Annotated in this window: 23 protein-coding genes; 1 reads left to right on the top strand and 22 read right to left on the bottom strand. The window is 42.8% G+C overall.

The features are described 5' to 3' along the window. Positions 1 to 6: 6 nt before the first annotated feature. Positions 7 to 498, top strand: a complete 492-nt coding sequence (gerQ, locus tag LCM09_RS16680; protein ID WP_224884238.1) for a spore coat protein GerQ — start codon at positions 7 to 9, stop codon at positions 496 to 498. Between the two features lie 34 nt (positions 499 to 532). Here the strand turns inward: gerQ and LCM09_RS16675 are convergent, their stop codons facing one another. The 22 genes from LCM09_RS16675 to LCM09_RS20940 form a co-directional block, all read right to left on the bottom strand. Then, a complete protein-coding gene (locus LCM09_RS16675) occupies positions 533 to 901 on the bottom strand; it encodes a DUF423 domain-containing protein (protein ID WP_224884413.1) in 369 nt (122 codons plus the stop codon). A gap of 84 nt (positions 902 to 985) precedes the next feature. Then, positions 986 to 1,243 carry a helix-turn-helix domain-containing protein gene (locus LCM09_RS16670; protein ID WP_224884237.1) on the bottom strand — a complete coding sequence of 86 codons (258 nt, stop codon included), beginning with the start codon at positions 1,241 to 1,243 and terminating at the stop codon, positions 986 to 988. 2 nt (positions 1,244 to 1,245) lie between these two features. After that, positions 1,246 to 1,392, bottom strand: coding sequence for a YvrJ family protein (locus tag LCM09_RS16665; protein WP_224884235.1), 147 nt, complete (start codon positions 1,390 to 1,392; stop codon positions 1,246 to 1,248). Continuing rightward, complete coding sequence (locus tag LCM09_RS16660; RefSeq protein WP_224884233.1) at positions 1,389 to 1,958, bottom strand: sigma-70 family RNA polymerase sigma factor; 570 nt, start codon at positions 1,956 to 1,958, stop codon at positions 1,389 to 1,391. Before LCM09_RS16660 ends, LCM09_RS16665 begins: the two co-directional genes overlap by 4 nt. Positions 1,959 to 2,113: 155 nt before the next feature. Then, entirely contained in the window at positions 2,114 to 2,551 is a 438-nt protein-coding gene (locus LCM09_RS16655) for a YaaR family protein (protein ID WP_224884231.1), read from the bottom strand. Next, a complete protein-coding gene (locus tag LCM09_RS16650) occupies positions 2,548 to 3,024 on the bottom strand; it encodes a DUF6115 domain-containing protein (RefSeq protein WP_224884229.1) in 477 nt (158 codons plus the stop codon). Before LCM09_RS16650 ends, LCM09_RS16655 begins: the two co-directional genes overlap by 4 nt. A gap of 14 nt (positions 3,025 to 3,038) precedes the next feature. Continuing rightward, positions 3,039 to 3,824 carry a FliA/WhiG family RNA polymerase sigma factor gene (locus LCM09_RS16645; protein WP_224884227.1) on the bottom strand — a complete coding sequence of 262 codons (786 nt, stop codon included), beginning with the start codon at positions 3,822 to 3,824 and terminating at the stop codon, positions 3,039 to 3,041. A gap of 29 nt (positions 3,825 to 3,853) precedes the next feature. Next, positions 3,854 to 4,717: a MinD/ParA family protein gene (locus tag LCM09_RS16640; protein ID WP_224884225.1), complete on the bottom strand. Its 864-nt coding sequence runs from the start codon at positions 4,715 to 4,717 to the stop codon at positions 3,854 to 3,856. Next, complete coding sequence (gene flhF / locus LCM09_RS16635; protein WP_224884223.1) at positions 4,701 to 5,867, bottom strand: flagellar biosynthesis GTPase FlhF; 1,167 nt, start codon at positions 5,865 to 5,867, stop codon at positions 4,701 to 4,703. Before flhF ends, LCM09_RS16640 begins: the two co-directional genes overlap by 17 nt. Continuing rightward, positions 5,864 to 7,900: a flagellar biosynthesis protein FlhA gene (gene flhA, locus LCM09_RS16630; RefSeq protein ID WP_224884221.1), complete on the bottom strand. Its 2,037-nt coding sequence runs from the start codon at positions 7,898 to 7,900 to the stop codon at positions 5,864 to 5,866. Before flhA ends, flhF begins: the two co-directional genes overlap by 4 nt. Before the next feature lie 2 nt (positions 7,901 to 7,902). Then, positions 7,903 to 9,003 carry a flagellar biosynthesis protein FlhB gene (gene flhB, locus LCM09_RS16625; protein ID WP_224884219.1) on the bottom strand — a complete coding sequence of 367 codons (1,101 nt, stop codon included), beginning with the start codon at positions 9,001 to 9,003 and terminating at the stop codon, positions 7,903 to 7,905. 4 nt (positions 9,004 to 9,007) lie between these two features. Continuing rightward, positions 9,008 to 9,784 carry a flagellar biosynthetic protein FliR gene (gene fliR / locus LCM09_RS16620; RefSeq protein ID WP_224884218.1) on the bottom strand — a complete coding sequence of 259 codons (777 nt, stop codon included), beginning with the start codon at positions 9,782 to 9,784 and terminating at the stop codon, positions 9,008 to 9,010. A 5-nt stretch (positions 9,785 to 9,789) separates the two neighbouring features. Next, the gene (fliQ, locus tag LCM09_RS16615) at positions 9,790 to 10,059 is read right to left on the bottom strand and encodes a flagellar biosynthesis protein FliQ (protein WP_224884216.1); all 270 of its coding nucleotides are present in this window, start codon (positions 10,057 to 10,059) and stop codon (positions 9,790 to 9,792) included. Positions 10,060 to 10,069: 10 nt separating this feature from the next. Then, entirely contained in the window at positions 10,070 to 10,753 is a 684-nt protein-coding gene (gene fliP, locus LCM09_RS16610) for a flagellar type III secretion system pore protein FliP (protein WP_224884412.1), read from the bottom strand. After that, on the bottom strand, positions 10,753 to 11,349 hold the full coding sequence (locus LCM09_RS16605) for a flagellar biosynthetic protein FliO (protein WP_224884214.1): 597 nt from the start codon (positions 11,347 to 11,349) through the stop codon (positions 10,753 to 10,755). The genes fliP and LCM09_RS16605 overlap by 1 nt, the downstream gene beginning before the upstream one ends. Before the next feature lie 18 nt (positions 11,350 to 11,367). Continuing rightward, positions 11,368 to 12,465 (bottom strand): flagellar motor switch phosphatase FliY, encoded by a 1,098-nt coding sequence (gene fliY, locus LCM09_RS16600; protein WP_224884212.1) that lies wholly within the window; start codon positions 12,463 to 12,465, stop codon positions 11,368 to 11,370. After that, the gene (fliM, locus tag LCM09_RS16595; protein WP_224884209.1) at positions 12,455 to 13,441 is read right to left on the bottom strand and encodes a flagellar motor switch protein FliM; all 987 of its coding nucleotides are present in this window, start codon (positions 13,439 to 13,441) and stop codon (positions 12,455 to 12,457) included. The genes fliY and fliM overlap by 11 nt, the downstream gene beginning before the upstream one ends. Positions 13,442 to 13,471: 30 nt before the next feature. Continuing rightward, a complete protein-coding gene (locus LCM09_RS16590; RefSeq protein WP_224884207.1) occupies positions 13,472 to 13,660 on the bottom strand; it encodes a flagellar FlbD family protein in 189 nt (62 codons plus the stop codon). Between the two features lie 48 nt (positions 13,661 to 13,708). After that, a complete protein-coding gene (locus LCM09_RS16585; protein WP_224884205.1) occupies positions 13,709 to 14,482 on the bottom strand; it encodes a flagellar hook-basal body complex protein in 774 nt (257 codons plus the stop codon). An 81-nt stretch (positions 14,483 to 14,563) separates the two neighbouring features. Then, positions 14,564 to 14,926 carry a TIGR02530 family flagellar biosynthesis protein gene (locus LCM09_RS16580; RefSeq protein WP_224884203.1) on the bottom strand — a complete coding sequence of 121 codons (363 nt, stop codon included), beginning with the start codon at positions 14,924 to 14,926 and terminating at the stop codon, positions 14,564 to 14,566. 1 nt (position 14,927) lies between these two features. After that, entirely contained in the window at positions 14,928 to 15,350 is a 423-nt protein-coding gene (flgD, locus tag LCM09_RS16575) for a flagellar hook assembly protein FlgD (protein WP_224884201.1), read from the bottom strand. A 10-nt stretch (positions 15,351 to 15,360) separates the two neighbouring features. After that, positions 15,361 to 16,488 (bottom strand): flagellar hook-length control protein FliK, encoded by a 1,128-nt coding sequence (locus LCM09_RS20940; RefSeq protein WP_224884200.1) that lies wholly within the window; start codon positions 16,486 to 16,488, stop codon positions 15,361 to 15,363. Positions 16,489 to 16,499: the final 11 nt, after the last annotated feature.

The following is a 16,499-nucleotide window of genomic DNA, read 5'->3' as shown; positions in this document are numbered from 1 at the left end:
GTTACAATGAAAAATAAGCTATGGAACAACGGGGGCGGCGGCTATGGACAAATGCCGCAACAAGGACAAAATGGAATGGGACAAATGGGGCAGCAGATGGGACAGATGGGGCAAAACGGTCAGGGACAACAAATGGGGCAGCAATCATTTCCATCAGGATACCCAAGTCAAGGTCAACAAGTACAGGGGGCCATGACACAAGGGCAAGGTTTTCCAGCTCAGTTGGCAGTCGAACAATCGTATATCGAAAACATCCTTCGTTTGAACCTTGGAAAAGTCGCTACGATTTATATGACATTTGAAAACAACGAAAAGTGGAATGCGAAGGTGTTCAAAGGGATTATTGAAGCAGCGGGAAGAGATCATATTATTATTTCTGATCCTCAGACAGGAAAACGCTATATTTTATTAATGATCTACTTGGACTATATTACATTCGACGAGGAGCTTGAGTATAACTATCCTCTTCAACAAATGACTTCATACTCTCCAAGATAAATCAAAAACCGGCCTGACTTAGGCCGGTTTTCCATTACATTTTGAAGGTTGCCACTGCAAGAAGGATCCAAGCAATAATAAAAGCTAAGCCTCCAAGCGGGGTAATTGCCCCAAGGATCTTAATGCCACTCAAGCTCAGAACATAAAGGCTTCCTGAGAAGAGGATGATCCCAGCAAACATTAGCCACCCAGCCCAATTGATTAATCCTGCTGATTGAAGCTTGTCCGCAACAAGGGCAATACCGATCAATCCGAGAGCATGATACATATGGTACTGAACGCCCGTTTTGAACGTTTCAAGCATTCTCTCTGATAGACGACTTTCTAGCCCATGTGCTCCAAAGGCACCAAGACCAACAGCAAGACATGCGTTGATCGCACCGATTATTAAGAAAATTTTCATCATAAACCCTCCGTATTGTATCTTCCACCACCATCATAGCTAAAAGCGATTCAAGCTACAATGATTTTCCTAAATGTTCATACATCATTCACCACTGTCTTTCTTCCCTTTTTCGAGATTTATGACAAACTCTTCAAAGTCAGGTACATCGTCAATCTTGTATTTTTCTATTGCTTCGTACACTTTCATATACAAGTCTTGTCTTAAATCGTCTCTCTCAGCATAAGACGTTTGTCTTAATTCTGCTTCGATCTTTTTCTCGAAGGTTTGTAGAATGAGGGAAATTGCTTCCTCATCTTGTTTCTTTGCACGTTGTAAAAGGTTATATAGTCTACTTTCCATAGTTATCCCTTCTTATTCGAATCCTGTTCAGCAATCACATTCGATAAATTTTCTATTTTTCTCTCCAGTCTAATGAGTAAATACAGCGACACAACGATTGGAAAACCTAAATCACCGATCATCGTATTAATAATGTTTGTGATGTTCATTGGATCCCCTCCTTTACCACGTCTCTTAATTTCTTCAATGCGCGCTTTCTACGTTTGCTTACCGCCTGCTGAGATACGCCGAAATCATTTGCGATTTCTGTATCAGTAGCGCCTTCGCTATAAAAGAGATCTAACACTTCTTTCTGCTTAGCCGTCAGCCTTTTATACGCCCGAAACAGAGAAAAAGATAGAAATTGTTGATCAACATCCTTTGTAGTAGGTTGAATCGGCTCCCCCGCGACTAGATCAATCCAGGAGTCCCCGTTTTCTTTTACCGGTTGATCCAGCGTTAATGGATATCTCATGCTGTTTAATCTGTGTTTTCGGTCGAAATTAATCGCCGTATAATGGATCAACCTTGACATATATGCAATAAATCGAATTTCTGCATAATACATATGGAAAAGCTTATTTAACCTTTGAAGTGTGTCTTTCTTATGTTCTTCACTTACCTCGACGTAACATCTCCAGTTCTCCTCGTCTTCCATAAATGACCGGAAAAGGGGGTTTTTCATAAGCTCACCATGACCACCCTTTATCATAGAATATGGACACCTTTGCATCATCCTCACCTCTCCCTTCTCTTTGTGTAGGATAGAAAGTATCCTAACGTACGAAAATCACAACCACAAATTCGAACGTATGTTCTTATTTTAATTATAGAAAAACTCATGCGTTCCCACATGAGCATAAACTTCCTATTTTTTCTAGTATAAATGACCTAGAGCATGAAATCCACTAACAGTCCTTTAATTTCACCAACGAGCGATAGAACGCGCACACCGGACTTTTCTTTTGCTAGAATTTCCTCTTGAAGCTCTACAAGCTTTTCTTCAACTGTTTCAACGAGTTTATACGTTCGATTTCTTCCATGTGGGTCTGTGCTGTTCTTTTCAGATAATGAGAGACCTTGGCCTACTGCTTCTTCAAGAAATTGCTTTACTAACCGTTTATATGCTGTTAAGTTTTGAAGCGTTTTTTCTCTTCCCAAAAGCTTTCCTTGGTCTTCGATCTGATGAAGCAGCCTTTGAAGTGCAGAACCTTTTAACTCTTTTGCTGCTTCATTGATCACGTTGTTAAATGCGTTTTTAGATGATGGCTTCGTTGTATCTTTCTTTACTGAATCAAGCATCAGTTGACTTGATTGTTGAATTTTCATAGCTGTTGTGACCTTCCGTGAATATTCACGATAAGTTCGACCTCTCCAACACCGCAGTTCAGAAATTTAGCGATCTCATTCATCGTAAACCCTTCTTTATACAACCTGAGAGCTTGCTGCTTCCGATCATTTCTTACTGAAGGGTGTTGAAGAACGACCGATCCAGGTTTCTGGTGTTGCTGTACCTCTTTTGGAGGCTGCGACGGCCTCACGCTTTCCTGTGGCGCCTTGTCTCTTGATTGCTCAAGCACGCGCAGTCGTAAATCGATTTGACTCTCTCGCTTTTCAACAAGTGTCTTCACGCGATCGATCAACTGATCATTCTCATGTTCGAGCTGTTCGATATAGGACTGCATACTTTCTCGTACTTCTTCTTTTAAATTGGATCCTTTGGACTGCTTGAGAAATAGAAGTACGATACACAAGAAGCTAACTAGATGTAAAGCTATGCTGATAAAAATGAAGATTACCATTCAATTCACTCCGATTACATGGATTGGACATGTTCTTTATTCGCTCGAAGGGCACCTTTCATTCGCAGTAGTGCTTTTGAATGAAGTTGAGAGACTCGACTTGTAGACAGCTTGAGAATTCTCGCAATTTCAGTCAAGGTAAGCTCTTCAAAATAGACGAGCGAAATAACTAGTTTTTCTTTTTCTGGAAGGCGATCGATCGTTTCGGTCAGAATTTCCTTAATAAAATGCTCATGGATATGCTTTTCTGGGAGATCCGCTCGTTCATTCTCAATGACGTTATACCGTTCGATCTGCTGTTGATCTTCTTCATACACTGGTTCATCAACTGAAATCATGATTGAAAGAGAAGCATCCTGCATCGTTTGTTGAACTTCTGCTACTGTCATACCAAGGTGCTTCGCTACTTCTTCATCTGTACAAGACTTTTGATGTTCTTGCTCTAACAACGCATACGCTTCTTCGATTTTGCGCGCTTTATCTCTTACAGATCGTGGCACCCAGTCATTCTGTCTCAAACCATCTATGATCGAACCTTTGATACGCCAGTTCGCATATGTTTCGAATTTAAGGTCACGTTCTAGTTCAAACTTATCGATCGCATCTAGCAAACCATTGAATGCAAAACTACTAATATCATCCGGATGAACAGAAGAAGGTAATGTAGCCACATAACGTTTCACAGCATAATCAACAAGTGGTCGATAGAAGGAAACTAGATAGTTACCGGCTTCTTCGTTTTTCTCACTCTTCCATGCTTTCCAATATTCAATTGTCTGTTGATCCATTTTGGATTTCATGGGATTCACCACCTGATTATGTCTTCCATTTATTTATGAAACAACGTTTTCATTAGGAACCCTTTCACTCCTAGCTTGTACTGGGTAGGAAGTTCAAGGTAAGTTCTTGCGATTTGATTAATGGCTAGAGAAGCTTTTGAACGCGGGTACTGCAAAAGAAATGGCGTTTGTTCCATAACCGCTTTCCTTACTGCGTCATCGTCTGGGATATACCCAAGGACCTCAATCGGTTTATTGAGAAGCTGCTCTGAAGCCCGCAAAAAGTTAGCTGAAGCTTGTTCTCCCTCTTGATCGCTAACAGTACGATTGACGATTAGCTTGACCGGTAGATTCGCATTCTTGCTATGAAGCGCTTTTAATACAGCATAAGCATCCGTAATTGACGGAGGTTCTGGGTTGAGAACGATAAAGATGTCATCTGCAGCTTGAAGAAATCTCATACTCTCAGGAGTAAGGCCTGCACCCGTGTCTAAAATAATGTAATCGACTTTACCTTGTAGGCTACTAAACTCATTGAAGAAATGGTGAAGCTGATCATCAGTCATTGAGAAAACAGTACCGATACCATTGCCCCCAGCAATATACGTGAGACCATTCACACCTGTTTCTAATACTTCATCAAGTGAGAGGTTTTTTTTAAGCATCGAAAGCAACGTTTCTTTTGGTGTTACGCCCATAAGGACATCAACGTTCGCCATTCCGATATCAAGGTCTAGAATCATTACTTTTTTATCAAGAGCTTCCATACTTAATGCTAGATTCAAACAAACATTGGACTTACCGACCCCGCCTTTACCGCTCGTTATTGCGATAACCTTGGTCTTTCTGTCTCGAGGGGAAGACTCAGCGCGACTCGTGACCTTCTCTCGTAGTTTGTTAGCTTGATCTGTCATACATCTTATCCTCCATTACTAAATCCACAAGGGGACCTTGCGTGGTCCTCACCATATCATCAGGCACGTTCTGTCCATTCGTAATGAGGGTCACTGGAAGCTTGTAATCTTCCATTAAGTTAAAAACAGGCCCTCGAGCTTTCGTTTCATCCATCTTCGTCAAAATGACTTCTGTCACACCAACGCTCTGAAAATTATCTGTAATAACTTTTAAATCGTTATACCGATGAGTCAGGCTAAGAACGAGACTGATAGCAATGTCATTCTTCGAAACAAGATCTTCAAGTTGTGAAATATACTTGTACTGCTGGTAATTCCGTCCTGCTGTATCCATCAGAATCGTGTCACATTCAGAGAGTTTTTCAATTGCAAATGACAGGTCATCAGGTGATTGAACGACCTCTAATGGAATTCCAAGAATATCTGCATATGTCCGAAGCTGATCGACCGCAGCAATTCGGTACGTATCCGACGTGATCAATCCTACTGATTTTCGTTCATTCAAAATAATATCTCCGGCAAGTTTTGCGATCGTCGTCGTTTTGCCTACGCCAGTTGGACCAACAAAGCATCGGATCTTTTTAGCAGGTGTCGTCATGTCAGGGTATTCTTGTGTGCGCTTTTGCAGCCCCTGTCGCATCCAGATGAACGCATCTTCTCTTGAAAATCCAGGAGATAGCTTCGCTTTCATGAGTAAGTCTGCCATGACGGATGAGCGGATCGATTTAGAGAATTCATGGTCTTCCAAAAAGGCGTTGACGGGTTTCAAATGCACCGGCAACCTTTCTGTCTCCATCATCTGCATCATCATTTCCTTCATAGACTTTAATTCGCCCATAACATGATACTCTTCCTCTTGTACCGGCTGTGGTTCAGGTTCTGGAAGCTCCTCTAGTTTAGGTTTTGGAGCTTGCTCTCGTCGCTTCTTTTCTGATTCGAGAAGCGTTGCGAATTCATCCTTTTTTTCCTGTGCAGCTTTATCTTCATCTAATACAGCGAGGACTTCGAGCTTGGTCTTTTGAAAAAAACCGAGAAACCCTCCAACTTTTATCTTTTTCGTATTTAAGATGACGGCGTCTTTCCCAAGATCCTTCCGTATCATCGGCATAGCTTCTCTCAGGTGGTTCACCGTATAGCGTTTTATTTTCATGGCAGATTAATCACCCCTACACTCTGGACTTCAACATCAGGTTCTAATTCACTATAAGATAGGATTGTTAAGTCAGGCATATATCGCTCAAGAAATTGTCTTATATACATTCGAATTGCAGGAGAAGTAAGCAAGATCGGCTGTATTCCAGATTGCTGGAGTCGATTTACTTGCTGCAAGACCTCTTGATAGATCGTCTGGGACGTTTCTGGGTCAAGTGCTAGATAGCTTCCCTGATCAGATTGCTGCACTGACTCTGCAAAGCGCTTTTCAAGTCTTGCGCCAGCTGTCAGTACTTTGATCGCTTCACCAGGCGCTGCGATTTGAGCCGTAATCTGCCTTGATAGCGTCTGTCTTGCATATTCTGCTAACACATCCGTGTCTTTTGTTCGAATTCCATTATCAGCGAGTGATTCAAGGATCATATCGAGTGACCTGATCGACACTTTCTCTTTTAGTAACCTCATCAGAACTTTTTGAACGTCACCGATCGTGAGTACATTCGGTATGAGCTCCTCTAGAACAGCAGGCGATGTTTCTCTCACGTTATCTAGTAGGTTCTTCACTTCCTGGCGACTCAATAGCTCGTGAGCGTGCTTTTTGATCACTTCTGTTAAATGGGTGGAAACAACTGATGGCGGATCGACGATGGTATAACCTGAAAGCTCTGCTCGATCTTTCATTTCTTCAGTCACCCAAAGTGCTGGGAGGCCAAAGGCAGGTTCGACGGTTTCGATCCCAGTGATCGTTTCATCTTCCACTCCGCTACTCATAGCAAGATACTGATTTAGTAATAGCTCTCCACCCGCAACACGGTTGCCTTTAATTTTGACCACATATTCATTAGGCTGTAGCTGGATGTTGTCTCGGATTCGGATGACAGGCACCACGATTCCAAGTTCTAGCGCAATCTGACGACGAATCATGATGACTCGGTCTAACAAATCGCCGCCTTGCTTTTGATCTGCGAGCGGAATAAGCCCATATCCGAATTCAAACTCGATCGGATCAACATGAAGAAGTCCAGTAACGCTTTCAGGACTTTTCATTTCTTCCGCTTCCTCATCCCCAGCAGCGGTCTCTACCTCTTCTGCAGTGGTATCAAGATTCTTCTGCATCATCCAACCTGAATAAATCAGTAAACCCGCGATCGGAAAGGTTAATAGTGGATTGATTGGCGTTGCGATCCCGAGAAGCGCAATAACTGCTCCAACAATGTATAACAGTTTCGGGTAAGCAAAGATCTGACCTGTGATATCCGTTCCAAGGTTTCCGTCTGAAGCTGCGCGCGTTACGACGATACCTGTAGCCGTCGAAATCAATAGTGCTGGTATTTGACTCACAAGACCGTCGCCTATCGATAAGAGTGTAAACGTCGTCGCGGCATCTCCAACAGGCATTCCGTGGACAACCATCCCGATGATGAGTCCCCCGATAATATTGATCAGTGTGATAACGATTCCTGCGATTGCATCTCCTTTTACAAACTTACTCGCACCGTCCATCGCACCGTAGAAGTCTGCCTCCCGCTCAATCTTTTGCCGGCGTTCACGAGCGTCTTGGTCTGAAATCATTCCGGCATTTAAATCTGCGTCGATACTCATTTGCTTACCTGGCATCGCGTCTAGCGTAAAGCGTGCTGCTACTTCAGCTACACGTTCGGACCCCTTTGTAATGACAATAAATTGAATAATGACTAGAATAAGGAAAACAAGGAGTCCTATTACGACACTTCCTCCAACCACAAATGATCCAAACGTCTCAATGACTTGGCCGCCAGTTTTGTTCGTCAAAATAGACCGCGTTGTCGATACGTTAAGTCCCAACCTGAATAGGGTTGTAAGCAATAACAAGGAGGGGAAAATAGAAAATTGCAGCGCTTCTTTCGTATTCATTGCAACGAGAATAATCGTTAAGGCTAAGCTTATATTCATCATGATGAGGAAATCTAGCAATAATGGAGGAAACGGAATAACCATCATAACGACGATCATGATGACAGATACGAGAACTGCAAAATCCTTTAGTTTCATGGTTAATTTCCTCCTCCCGGATAGCCTTTAATGCTGTATACATAGGCAAGTATCTCAGCTACTGCTTTAAACAAATCCTCTGGCACACCGTCCCCTATCTCTACTTGATGATAAAGAGCACGTGCTAAGGGGACATTTTCCGACATCACGATATCATGTTCTTTCGCTGATTCTTTAATTTTGAGGGCAACATAGTCCATACCCTTTGCAACGACGGTTGGTACATCCATTTCTTCAGGATCATACCGTAGTGCTACGGCGAAGTGGGTTGGGTTCGTAATGACCACATCCGCTTTTGGTATTTCTGAAATCATGCGGTTCATTCCTAGCTCCCGCTGCTTTTCTTTAATCCGTGATTTAATGAGTGGGTCACCTTCACTCTTTTTATGTTCATCCTTAATGTCTTGCTTTGACATCCGGATGTTTTTTTCAAAGTCATATTTTTGGTAGACGTAATCAAGAATGGACAGGAACAGAAGGAGAATCGCTACTGCCAACCCCGTTTGAATGATTAACGAACCGATTAATCCTAGCGCATCTCCCATCGAAATCTGAGAGATGACCATCATCTCTTCTCGCTTTCTCCAAAGCACGATGAACGTGACGGAGGTGATAAAGCTTATTTTAATCAGTGATTTTAATAGTTCGACAAGCGTACGGGCCGAGAATATTCTTTTCGCACCTTTTATCGGATTGATTCTCTCAAGCTTTGCTTTTAGAGGATCTGTAGCTACTAGAAACCCAACTTGCATATAGTTTCCTATCACACCCATGACGAGCGAGATGCCCATCAATGGCGCTGCGATCACTGCAGCTTGCCACACATTCTCCTTCATCATAAGATCAAGGTTTTGTTCGGTTAACTTCCAATCTGGTATCCTCATGATGTTACCTCGAATCATTGCTTGAAGGCTTTCGACCATCCAACCACCGACAAAAGACATGAACAAGAAGACTCCGACCATCATTAGTGCTGAGGGAATCTCTGCACTTCTTGCGACTTGACCCTTCTTTCTAGAATCCTGCTTCTTCTGTGGGGTCGCTTTTTCGGTCTTTTCTTGAGAAAAAAACTGGAGATTCATTTTCATACGATATGTACTCATTGCATTAACCACCCAGAATTTGAATAAGCTGCCCCATCGTATCGATCATTTCTCTAAACACTCCTCTGAGTAGAAAGAAAAACGTGGGTATCGTTACTAAGATCAATACGAACCCGACAAAGATCTTTAACGGAAGCCCAACTACAAAAATATTAACTTGCGGAACGGCTCTAGCTAATAGACCAAGGGCAACATCGACAAGAAATAAGGAGGCGACGATCGGTAGCGCAAGCTGAAACGCCGAGTAGAACATGGCAGAAAATACTTCTGCAATAAATCTAGCAACCGAGTTACTCTCAGCCTGTGCTAGGAGCGCTTCTGCCGGAAGAAGTTCATAGCTTTTGACTAAACCATCGAGCATCATATGATGGCCATCGACAGATACGAGAAATAACAACGCGAGCATGTACTTAAAGTTACCGATGATCGGCACTTGAGTGCGCGTTTGGGGATCGATTACATTCGCCATCACGAAGCCCATTTGGAAATCGATGAATGCGCCAGCAACCTGCACCGTGTATAAAATTAGCGTGGCGATAAAACCAAGAGATAAACCGATAAATAACTCTTTGAAGATCAATAATAGAAAAGCGAAATCTAGCGGCATACTTTCTACTGAACCGATCCCTGCCGTTACGAGAAGCGCGATGAAAAACCCGAGACTTACTTTGAAACGCGCCGGCACGCTTCTTGTAGAGAAGACAGGCGCAATAATGAAGAAAGAGGTCGCCCTCATGAATATTAATAAAAACAGTGGCAGGGCGTTTAAGATATTTTCCATTTACCTTACCCGATGAACCTATAGAGGTTTTGATAGAGATTCGTTGTATAATCTAGCAACATCGTTAACATCCACGGTCCGAAGAGAACGATGGTCAGCAGTACCGCAATGATTTTAGGTATAAATGCGAGAGTCTGCTCTTGTATTTGAGTCATTGCTTGAAATACGCTGACGATCAAACCGACCCCAAGTGCGATAAGCAGAAGTGGTGCGGAGATAATGATGACCGTGTACACAGCGTCTTCGGCAATTGAAATAACCAAATCCGGTGACATGTCGTCCTCCTCAGAAACTTAATAGAAGTGACTCGACGACTAGATACCAGCCATCGACGAGCACAAACAGCAATATTTTAAAAGGTAAAGAAATCATAACGGGCGGTAACATCATCATCCCCATCGCCATCAGCGTGGAAGCAACAACCATATCGATAATAAGAAAAGGAATAAAAATGACAAAACCTATTTGAAAAGCTGTCTTTAATTCCGATATAGCAAAGGCAGGGACAAGTGCGGTTAATCTTACATCTTCAATCGATTCGGGTTTTTCGAGATTCGCATACTTGTAAAACAGCGCTAAGTCTTTTTCACGCGTATGCTCGGCCATAAATTCTTTGATTGGCATTTCGGCTGCATCTAGTGCCTCTTCCTGCCCAATTTCTTCGTTCATATATGGCTGCAAGGCTTCTGCGTTAATTTCTGATAGTACAGGTGACATGACGAAGAATGTTAAGAACAAGGCAAGACCGATCAGCACCTGGTTAGGTGGCATCGATTGTGTCGCAAGGGCAGATCGTACAAACGATAGGACAACTACGATTCTAGTAAAACAGGTCATGAGTACGAGAATAGCAGGCGCAATAGAAAGAACCGTAAGTAACAGGATGAGTTGGACGGTTACCGATACATCTTCTGGCGCATTCGAACCAAAATCAAGTCCAGGTACCGTTAAGCCTATTAACAAATCCATCATAGACGATCTCTCTTATCTGGGTCGTTATTATCCATGTCCTGCTGCCATTTCGAGCGTCTTGACCGCTGTCGGTTCAGACTGGATTGAAACATATCCTTCAAGTCTTCTGACTGCTTTCGATTTAGAAAAGGAACAGTCTTCTGTTCTTCAGCATGAGCCATGATGACTTTCATTTCTTCTTCATCCTTAATTTCTTTTAATAGATTGATATCTTCACCAACACCGAGCATATAAACGGAGTTGCCTGCTTTGATCATTTGGACTGATTTATTGTTTCCAAGCGGAGTACCTCCAAGCGGGGTGAAGATCGAATGCTGCTGCATCTTTTGCTGACGCTTCGCTAGAAAACGGATTAGAAGATAGATTAGACCGACGACGACAACCGTGTAGAATACAAGCTTCAATAAGAGAACAAATATATTTGAGTTCTTTGTTTCTACAGCTGGCTGTTCTTCCTTTTCTTCAGCGGGCTTCTCTCCATCTTCCGTAAGCCAATCTGTTACGCTACCGTTAACCGCTTCTACGTGATGTGGTGTAACAAAAAAACTAAGCAGCAGCATGAGTGCCATGATGCCTAAGTAACGCTGTCTCACTCTCTAACACTCCTTGTTTTACCGCAACTTTGATAACCGTTCTGCTGCACTTAATATATCTGTCACACGCACACCGAAGTTCTCATCGATGACGACGACTTCTCCTTTAGCAATAAGCTTTTGATTGATAAGGATGTCGACAGGTTCACCTGCAAGTTTATCGAGCTCAAGGATCGATCCGTGTGATAACTCTAAAATATCTTTGACGATGCGCTTCGTGCGACCGAGTTCTACCGTCACTTGGAGAGGGATATCGAGAAGCATATTAAGGTTACGCTCTTCTGAATATGGGTTTTGCTTTTGATTAAAGTTTGTAAACTGTACGTTCTGAATTGCCGGTTCAGATCTTGCTGGTTCAGGCTGTTTCACTGGTTCATCATAAGAACGCTCAGGCTCCTTCCATTCGCTTCTTTGTGTTCGTTCTGTGAGAGGTGGTTCATCGGCGACCTCATCTGTTGTTGATTGGCGAAGGTCTTCTTCACTTACGAGCAATTCTGTAATTTGCTTACCGATCGGTGCAGGCAGTACGTGGTGAACGGTTGTTTGAATGATCGATCCGATCGATAGGTCGAATGAAATATCGATCATCGAGTCTGCATGTCTTAACGCAGAGTTACTCCACTCCGATACCACTTGCAGATTCAAGAATGTTCCGGAAAAAGATGATCCAGAAGCCATACTGAGCCCTTTATGTAAGCTTTCCATAATATGCGTGACTACTGAGGTTAAGCTTTTATCAACGTTATCTTCATTCTCATCTCCACTTACAACAGCCCAAATGTCTGCAATATCCTGTGCATCAGGAGGGTTTAACATAAATCCCGATTCTCCAGACGCAGCTCCTTCATAGCGAGTGGACGCTTCTACATATGGAAAAGGTACCTGTTCCGTTATGTTTTCATCTGTAAGTACTTTGGTATGGATGTTTGATACATGAACTTCCTCCATAAAGATAGAAGAAAGTGATGTAGAAAGCGTTCCTAAAGAGACGCTGAACAACTCGTTCAATGCTTCTATTTCAACTGCTTGAAATGGTAATGTAGACCCTTCCTTACCTGCGGCGGTTTCTTGGAAAAGCGCATTTAGTTCCTCTTGCGAAAGGCGATCATCCGTCATTGCTCCTGTCCTCCTCTTCCTTAACTTCTGTTATTTGGATAGCCATCCGGCCTTTAGAAGTTCCTGGATAACCCTGAAACTTTTCTTGATCATCGACTTTTACGGTGAGCGGATCTGAGACATTTTCGTTCAGTCGTATCACATCTCCAATTTCGAGGTTCAAGAACTCCTCGATCGTTACCTCTGAATTACCTAATTCCGCAACGATTGTAAGATCCGTCTTCCTTAAACGCTTTTGCAGTGCTTCACTCTCCAGTGGTTCAGGATCTTTCTTCTGATTGGATAGCCAGTGATGTGCCGATAGCCTTGGCATGATCGGCTCAAGTACGACATGTGGTAAACAAACACGAATCGTTCCTTCCACATCACCAACGCTCACATTGATCGTAACTGTGACAACCGTCTCGTTCGGTGATACGATTTGAAGAAAATGAGGATTCACCTCAAGTTCTTTCAATTCAGTATTCAGCTTCAATACCGAATTCCAGGCATCTTGAAAACTCTCGAGTATCTTACTGAAAATACGCTCCATCACCATCGTTTCGATTTCCGTTAAGTGAGAAAGCTTATCTGGCTGAAGCCCCATTCCACCTAACATCCGGTCAAGCATGGCAAACGCGAGATCAGGCGATACTTCAAGTACCATTTGACCCGAAAGCGGCTTTGCGATAAATAGACTCAAGATCGATTGGTCTGTAAGAGATTTCACAAATTCCTCAAACGACATTTGATCTACAGACTCAACAGAAGCTTGTACGATCGACCGCAGCTGAGCAGAAGAGTACGTAGTCATGAGTCGCGCATAATTTTCATGGATTCTTGTTAGAATCCGAATATGATCCTGAGAAAAGCGAAGCGCACGTTTGAAATCATACGTTCGGACTTGCCTTCCTTCTAGCGGATCAGGCTTTTGTGGTTTATCATCGATTGCTGATAACAATGCATCGACAGTTGCTGGAGATAGCATATCAGACAAAGTTGTCACCCCCGTTCCTTCTACTAGCCACTATTTCAACAGTTGAATTTCCTGGTAAAATTCCGTTACTCTTCTTTTAACTTCTTCAACGGGCTCAAGCACTACGTAATGTTTTCCGTTCGTTAGGAAAATCATCGTATCTGGTGTTGCTTCTATTTTTTCGATATAAACTGCATTTAGAGTAAATGGTTCTTTGTTTAATTTCGTTAGTGTAATCATAAGAACAGAATGAGCCGAGAAAGATCACTCTTCCTCAGCTCCTACCCCCTATCGTTTTAAGTTGACGATTTCTTGAAGGATTTCATCTGAGGTTGTAATTACTCTTGAGTTAGCTTGGAACCCTCTTTGTGCAACGATCATTTCGGTGAACTCTTCTGTAAGATCAACGTTCGACATTTCAAGCTGACCGGATACGACGCGTGATGATTCGGGTAAACCCTGCTTGAACACTCCTGATTTTGTAGTTTCCTCGTACATAGATCCTCCATCTTTTGTTAATCCTGAAGGATTGCTTACGGTCCCCATACTGATTTTTGTATAAAAGACAGGTTCACCGTCTGCGTTTATCTTGCTTATTTCACCTTGTCTATTGATCGTATAAGGTTCATCTAGCTTAATTTTCTCGCCTGCTTCATCAAGGACGAAATACCCCTGGGACGTTACGAGTTCACTATCGTTATTCACGTAAAAATTACCTGACCTTGTTAATAGCGGGGTTTTTGTTGTGCCATTGTCTGTGGTTATTTCTCGTTGTACTCTGAAGTAGCCATCACCTTCAATCGAAAGGTCACTTTGAACCCCAGTCGTCATAAATGATCCCGTCGTGTGAAGGGTATCGATTGAGCCCTCCGTTACCCCAAGACCAACCTGAGTCGAATTCACCTGTCTGTCACCCATGTTCTGACTGAGCAAGTCCTGAAACATTACCCGGCTTTTCTTAAATCCTACAGTGTTCACATTGGCGATGTTATTTCCGATGACGTCTAGCTTTGTATTAAAACCCTTCATTCCCGATACACCTGAGTACATAGAACGTAGCATGTGTTTTCCCCCTTGGTTATAAGTCGCTGCTTCAATCGGTCCACAGCGGTAGGCCTCCATCTAATGGTCCAGCCTATTACGTTATAAAATTAACGCTGAATCGATCTTCGTTACGATTTGATTTTCCATTCGCTCTTGCTTCATCGCGGTTATGACCTTGTTGTTCTTTATACTTACAACAAACGCTAGGTCTTTCATAAGTAGAAGTGAATCTTGTGAACCCTTTTCGCGAGCTGTTTCAACACCATCATTCAGCTTCTTTAGCTGAACGTCAGTGAGTAAGATTCCTTGCTGTGCCAATCGTTGCTCTGCATGTTGACTGAAGGAGACTGGTTTTTGTAAGGTTTGCTTCAGCTGTTCAGCAAATGCATGCGTTGGCTTCTTTTTAGCTGCTACGAGCGGTTGGTTTGGATGGTACCTTTCATGGATGTGCAGGTTCGTCATCTTACTCCCCCGTTTCGATACGTTCTAACAAGGCGATATTCACTTGTTTTCCACCTTCAAGCTCTGCTAGAACAGTGCCTTCTTTATAAACGACTGCTGATACTTTCCCAGCTTGAAGCTCATCATTCTCACGCCACTTCACCTGTTTACCGATTAAATGAGCATGATCTGTTATCGAATCTTGGAGCTGGTTATTCACAAATTGAGTCAGTGAACTGTTCATATTCGTCATTTGCTCAAGCGAACTAAATTGTGCCATCTGTCCAATGAATTCAGTATCCTGCATCGGCTTCATAGGATCCTGATTCCCTAACTGTGCTACTAGAATTTTAAGAAAGTCGTCTTTTCCAAGTTGTCCTGGCAATTGTGGACGCTGCGCTGTTCCATTTGCAACACCTGTATTTGTAACTGAACCTGTATTCATATCACCCCTCCTAAACGGAATAATTAATTCCTATCGTTTCTTCTTGCTCATGTTCATGGGTTACAACAGGGTTTTCTTCAACTTCATATTGACCAGAAGATTTCTCACGGCGATGTTTTCCCTGTCCAAACTGCTGTTGTCCTTGCTGATGACTTTGGTGGTCTTGCAAAAGCGATTGACTTGATTGCTGAACGACCTCTACTTTGTCGAGTTGGATGCCCTGTTGCACAAATGTTTGTCGGAGCTGGTTAAGCTGTCCTTCGATCATTTCTTTCGCTGCTGCAGTCGTTGTGGCAATATAAGCAGTCACTTTTCCTTCAACTGTTGTTAAGCGTATATCTAACTGTCCAAGGTTCTCTGGTGCTAGTTTGATTCTAAGCTGCGATTCTTTACCGTTTTTCATTACTTGCATTCGTTCTAACAGCTGACTGAAATCATGTGTGAGTTGGCGTGCTCGTACAACTGGCAACTCTTCTTTTACTGATGTTTGCAGAAGAGGTTCTGCCAACGGTTTTGGTTGAACTTGCTCATTTTCTTCAGGTGTTTGAACTGTAGCTGTCTCGACTGAAACCGCTAGATCCTGAACGAGTCCTTTTCCAGTCATAGAGCTAGGGGGTAGGTCGATCCCATTTCGTTTCAATAAAGCTTGAAGGTCCGACTGCTGTTGTTTTCCTAACAATGGCTCGATTTGTTCAGCCATTTTCAATACTTTCAGCTGAACTTCACTTGGTTTCAGATTGCCTTCTTCACTTACTTTCACCGTAGGATCAACGAGCGATTGCTTCAGTTTAAGTTGCTGTCCAGGATCAAGTTTCAATAACTCGTCCTTCGTAAAACCATGAACCTCTACATCAGAAGACCCCTCCCCTTTTGGATTGGTCAAAAGAAGTTGCTTTGCGCTAATTCCAAGCTTTTCGACCATCACTTGCAAAGGGGAAGCAGCATTTGCTGGCAACTCTTCTGTTGCACCTTCAGTAACTTCCTCTGTTTGAAGCTCCTTAACGTCTTTCTTTTTAGACCCTTCTCCATCGGCAAGCTTTGTTAGTAGCTTCTCAAACCCAGAATTGCCTTTAGGTGTCTCTGCTTTCGCGGGCGCACTTTGCGTTCCTTTAGCCAGGGGTTGAATCGTCTTACTCACATGATCACCTC

Source organism: Guptibacillus algicola, assembly GCF_020171805.1.
In the GTDB taxonomy this organism is placed as follows: Bacteria; Bacillota; Bacilli; order Bacillales; family Guptibacillaceae; genus Guptibacillus; species Guptibacillus algicola.
This window is presented reverse-complemented; position numbering and strand designations above follow the sequence as displayed.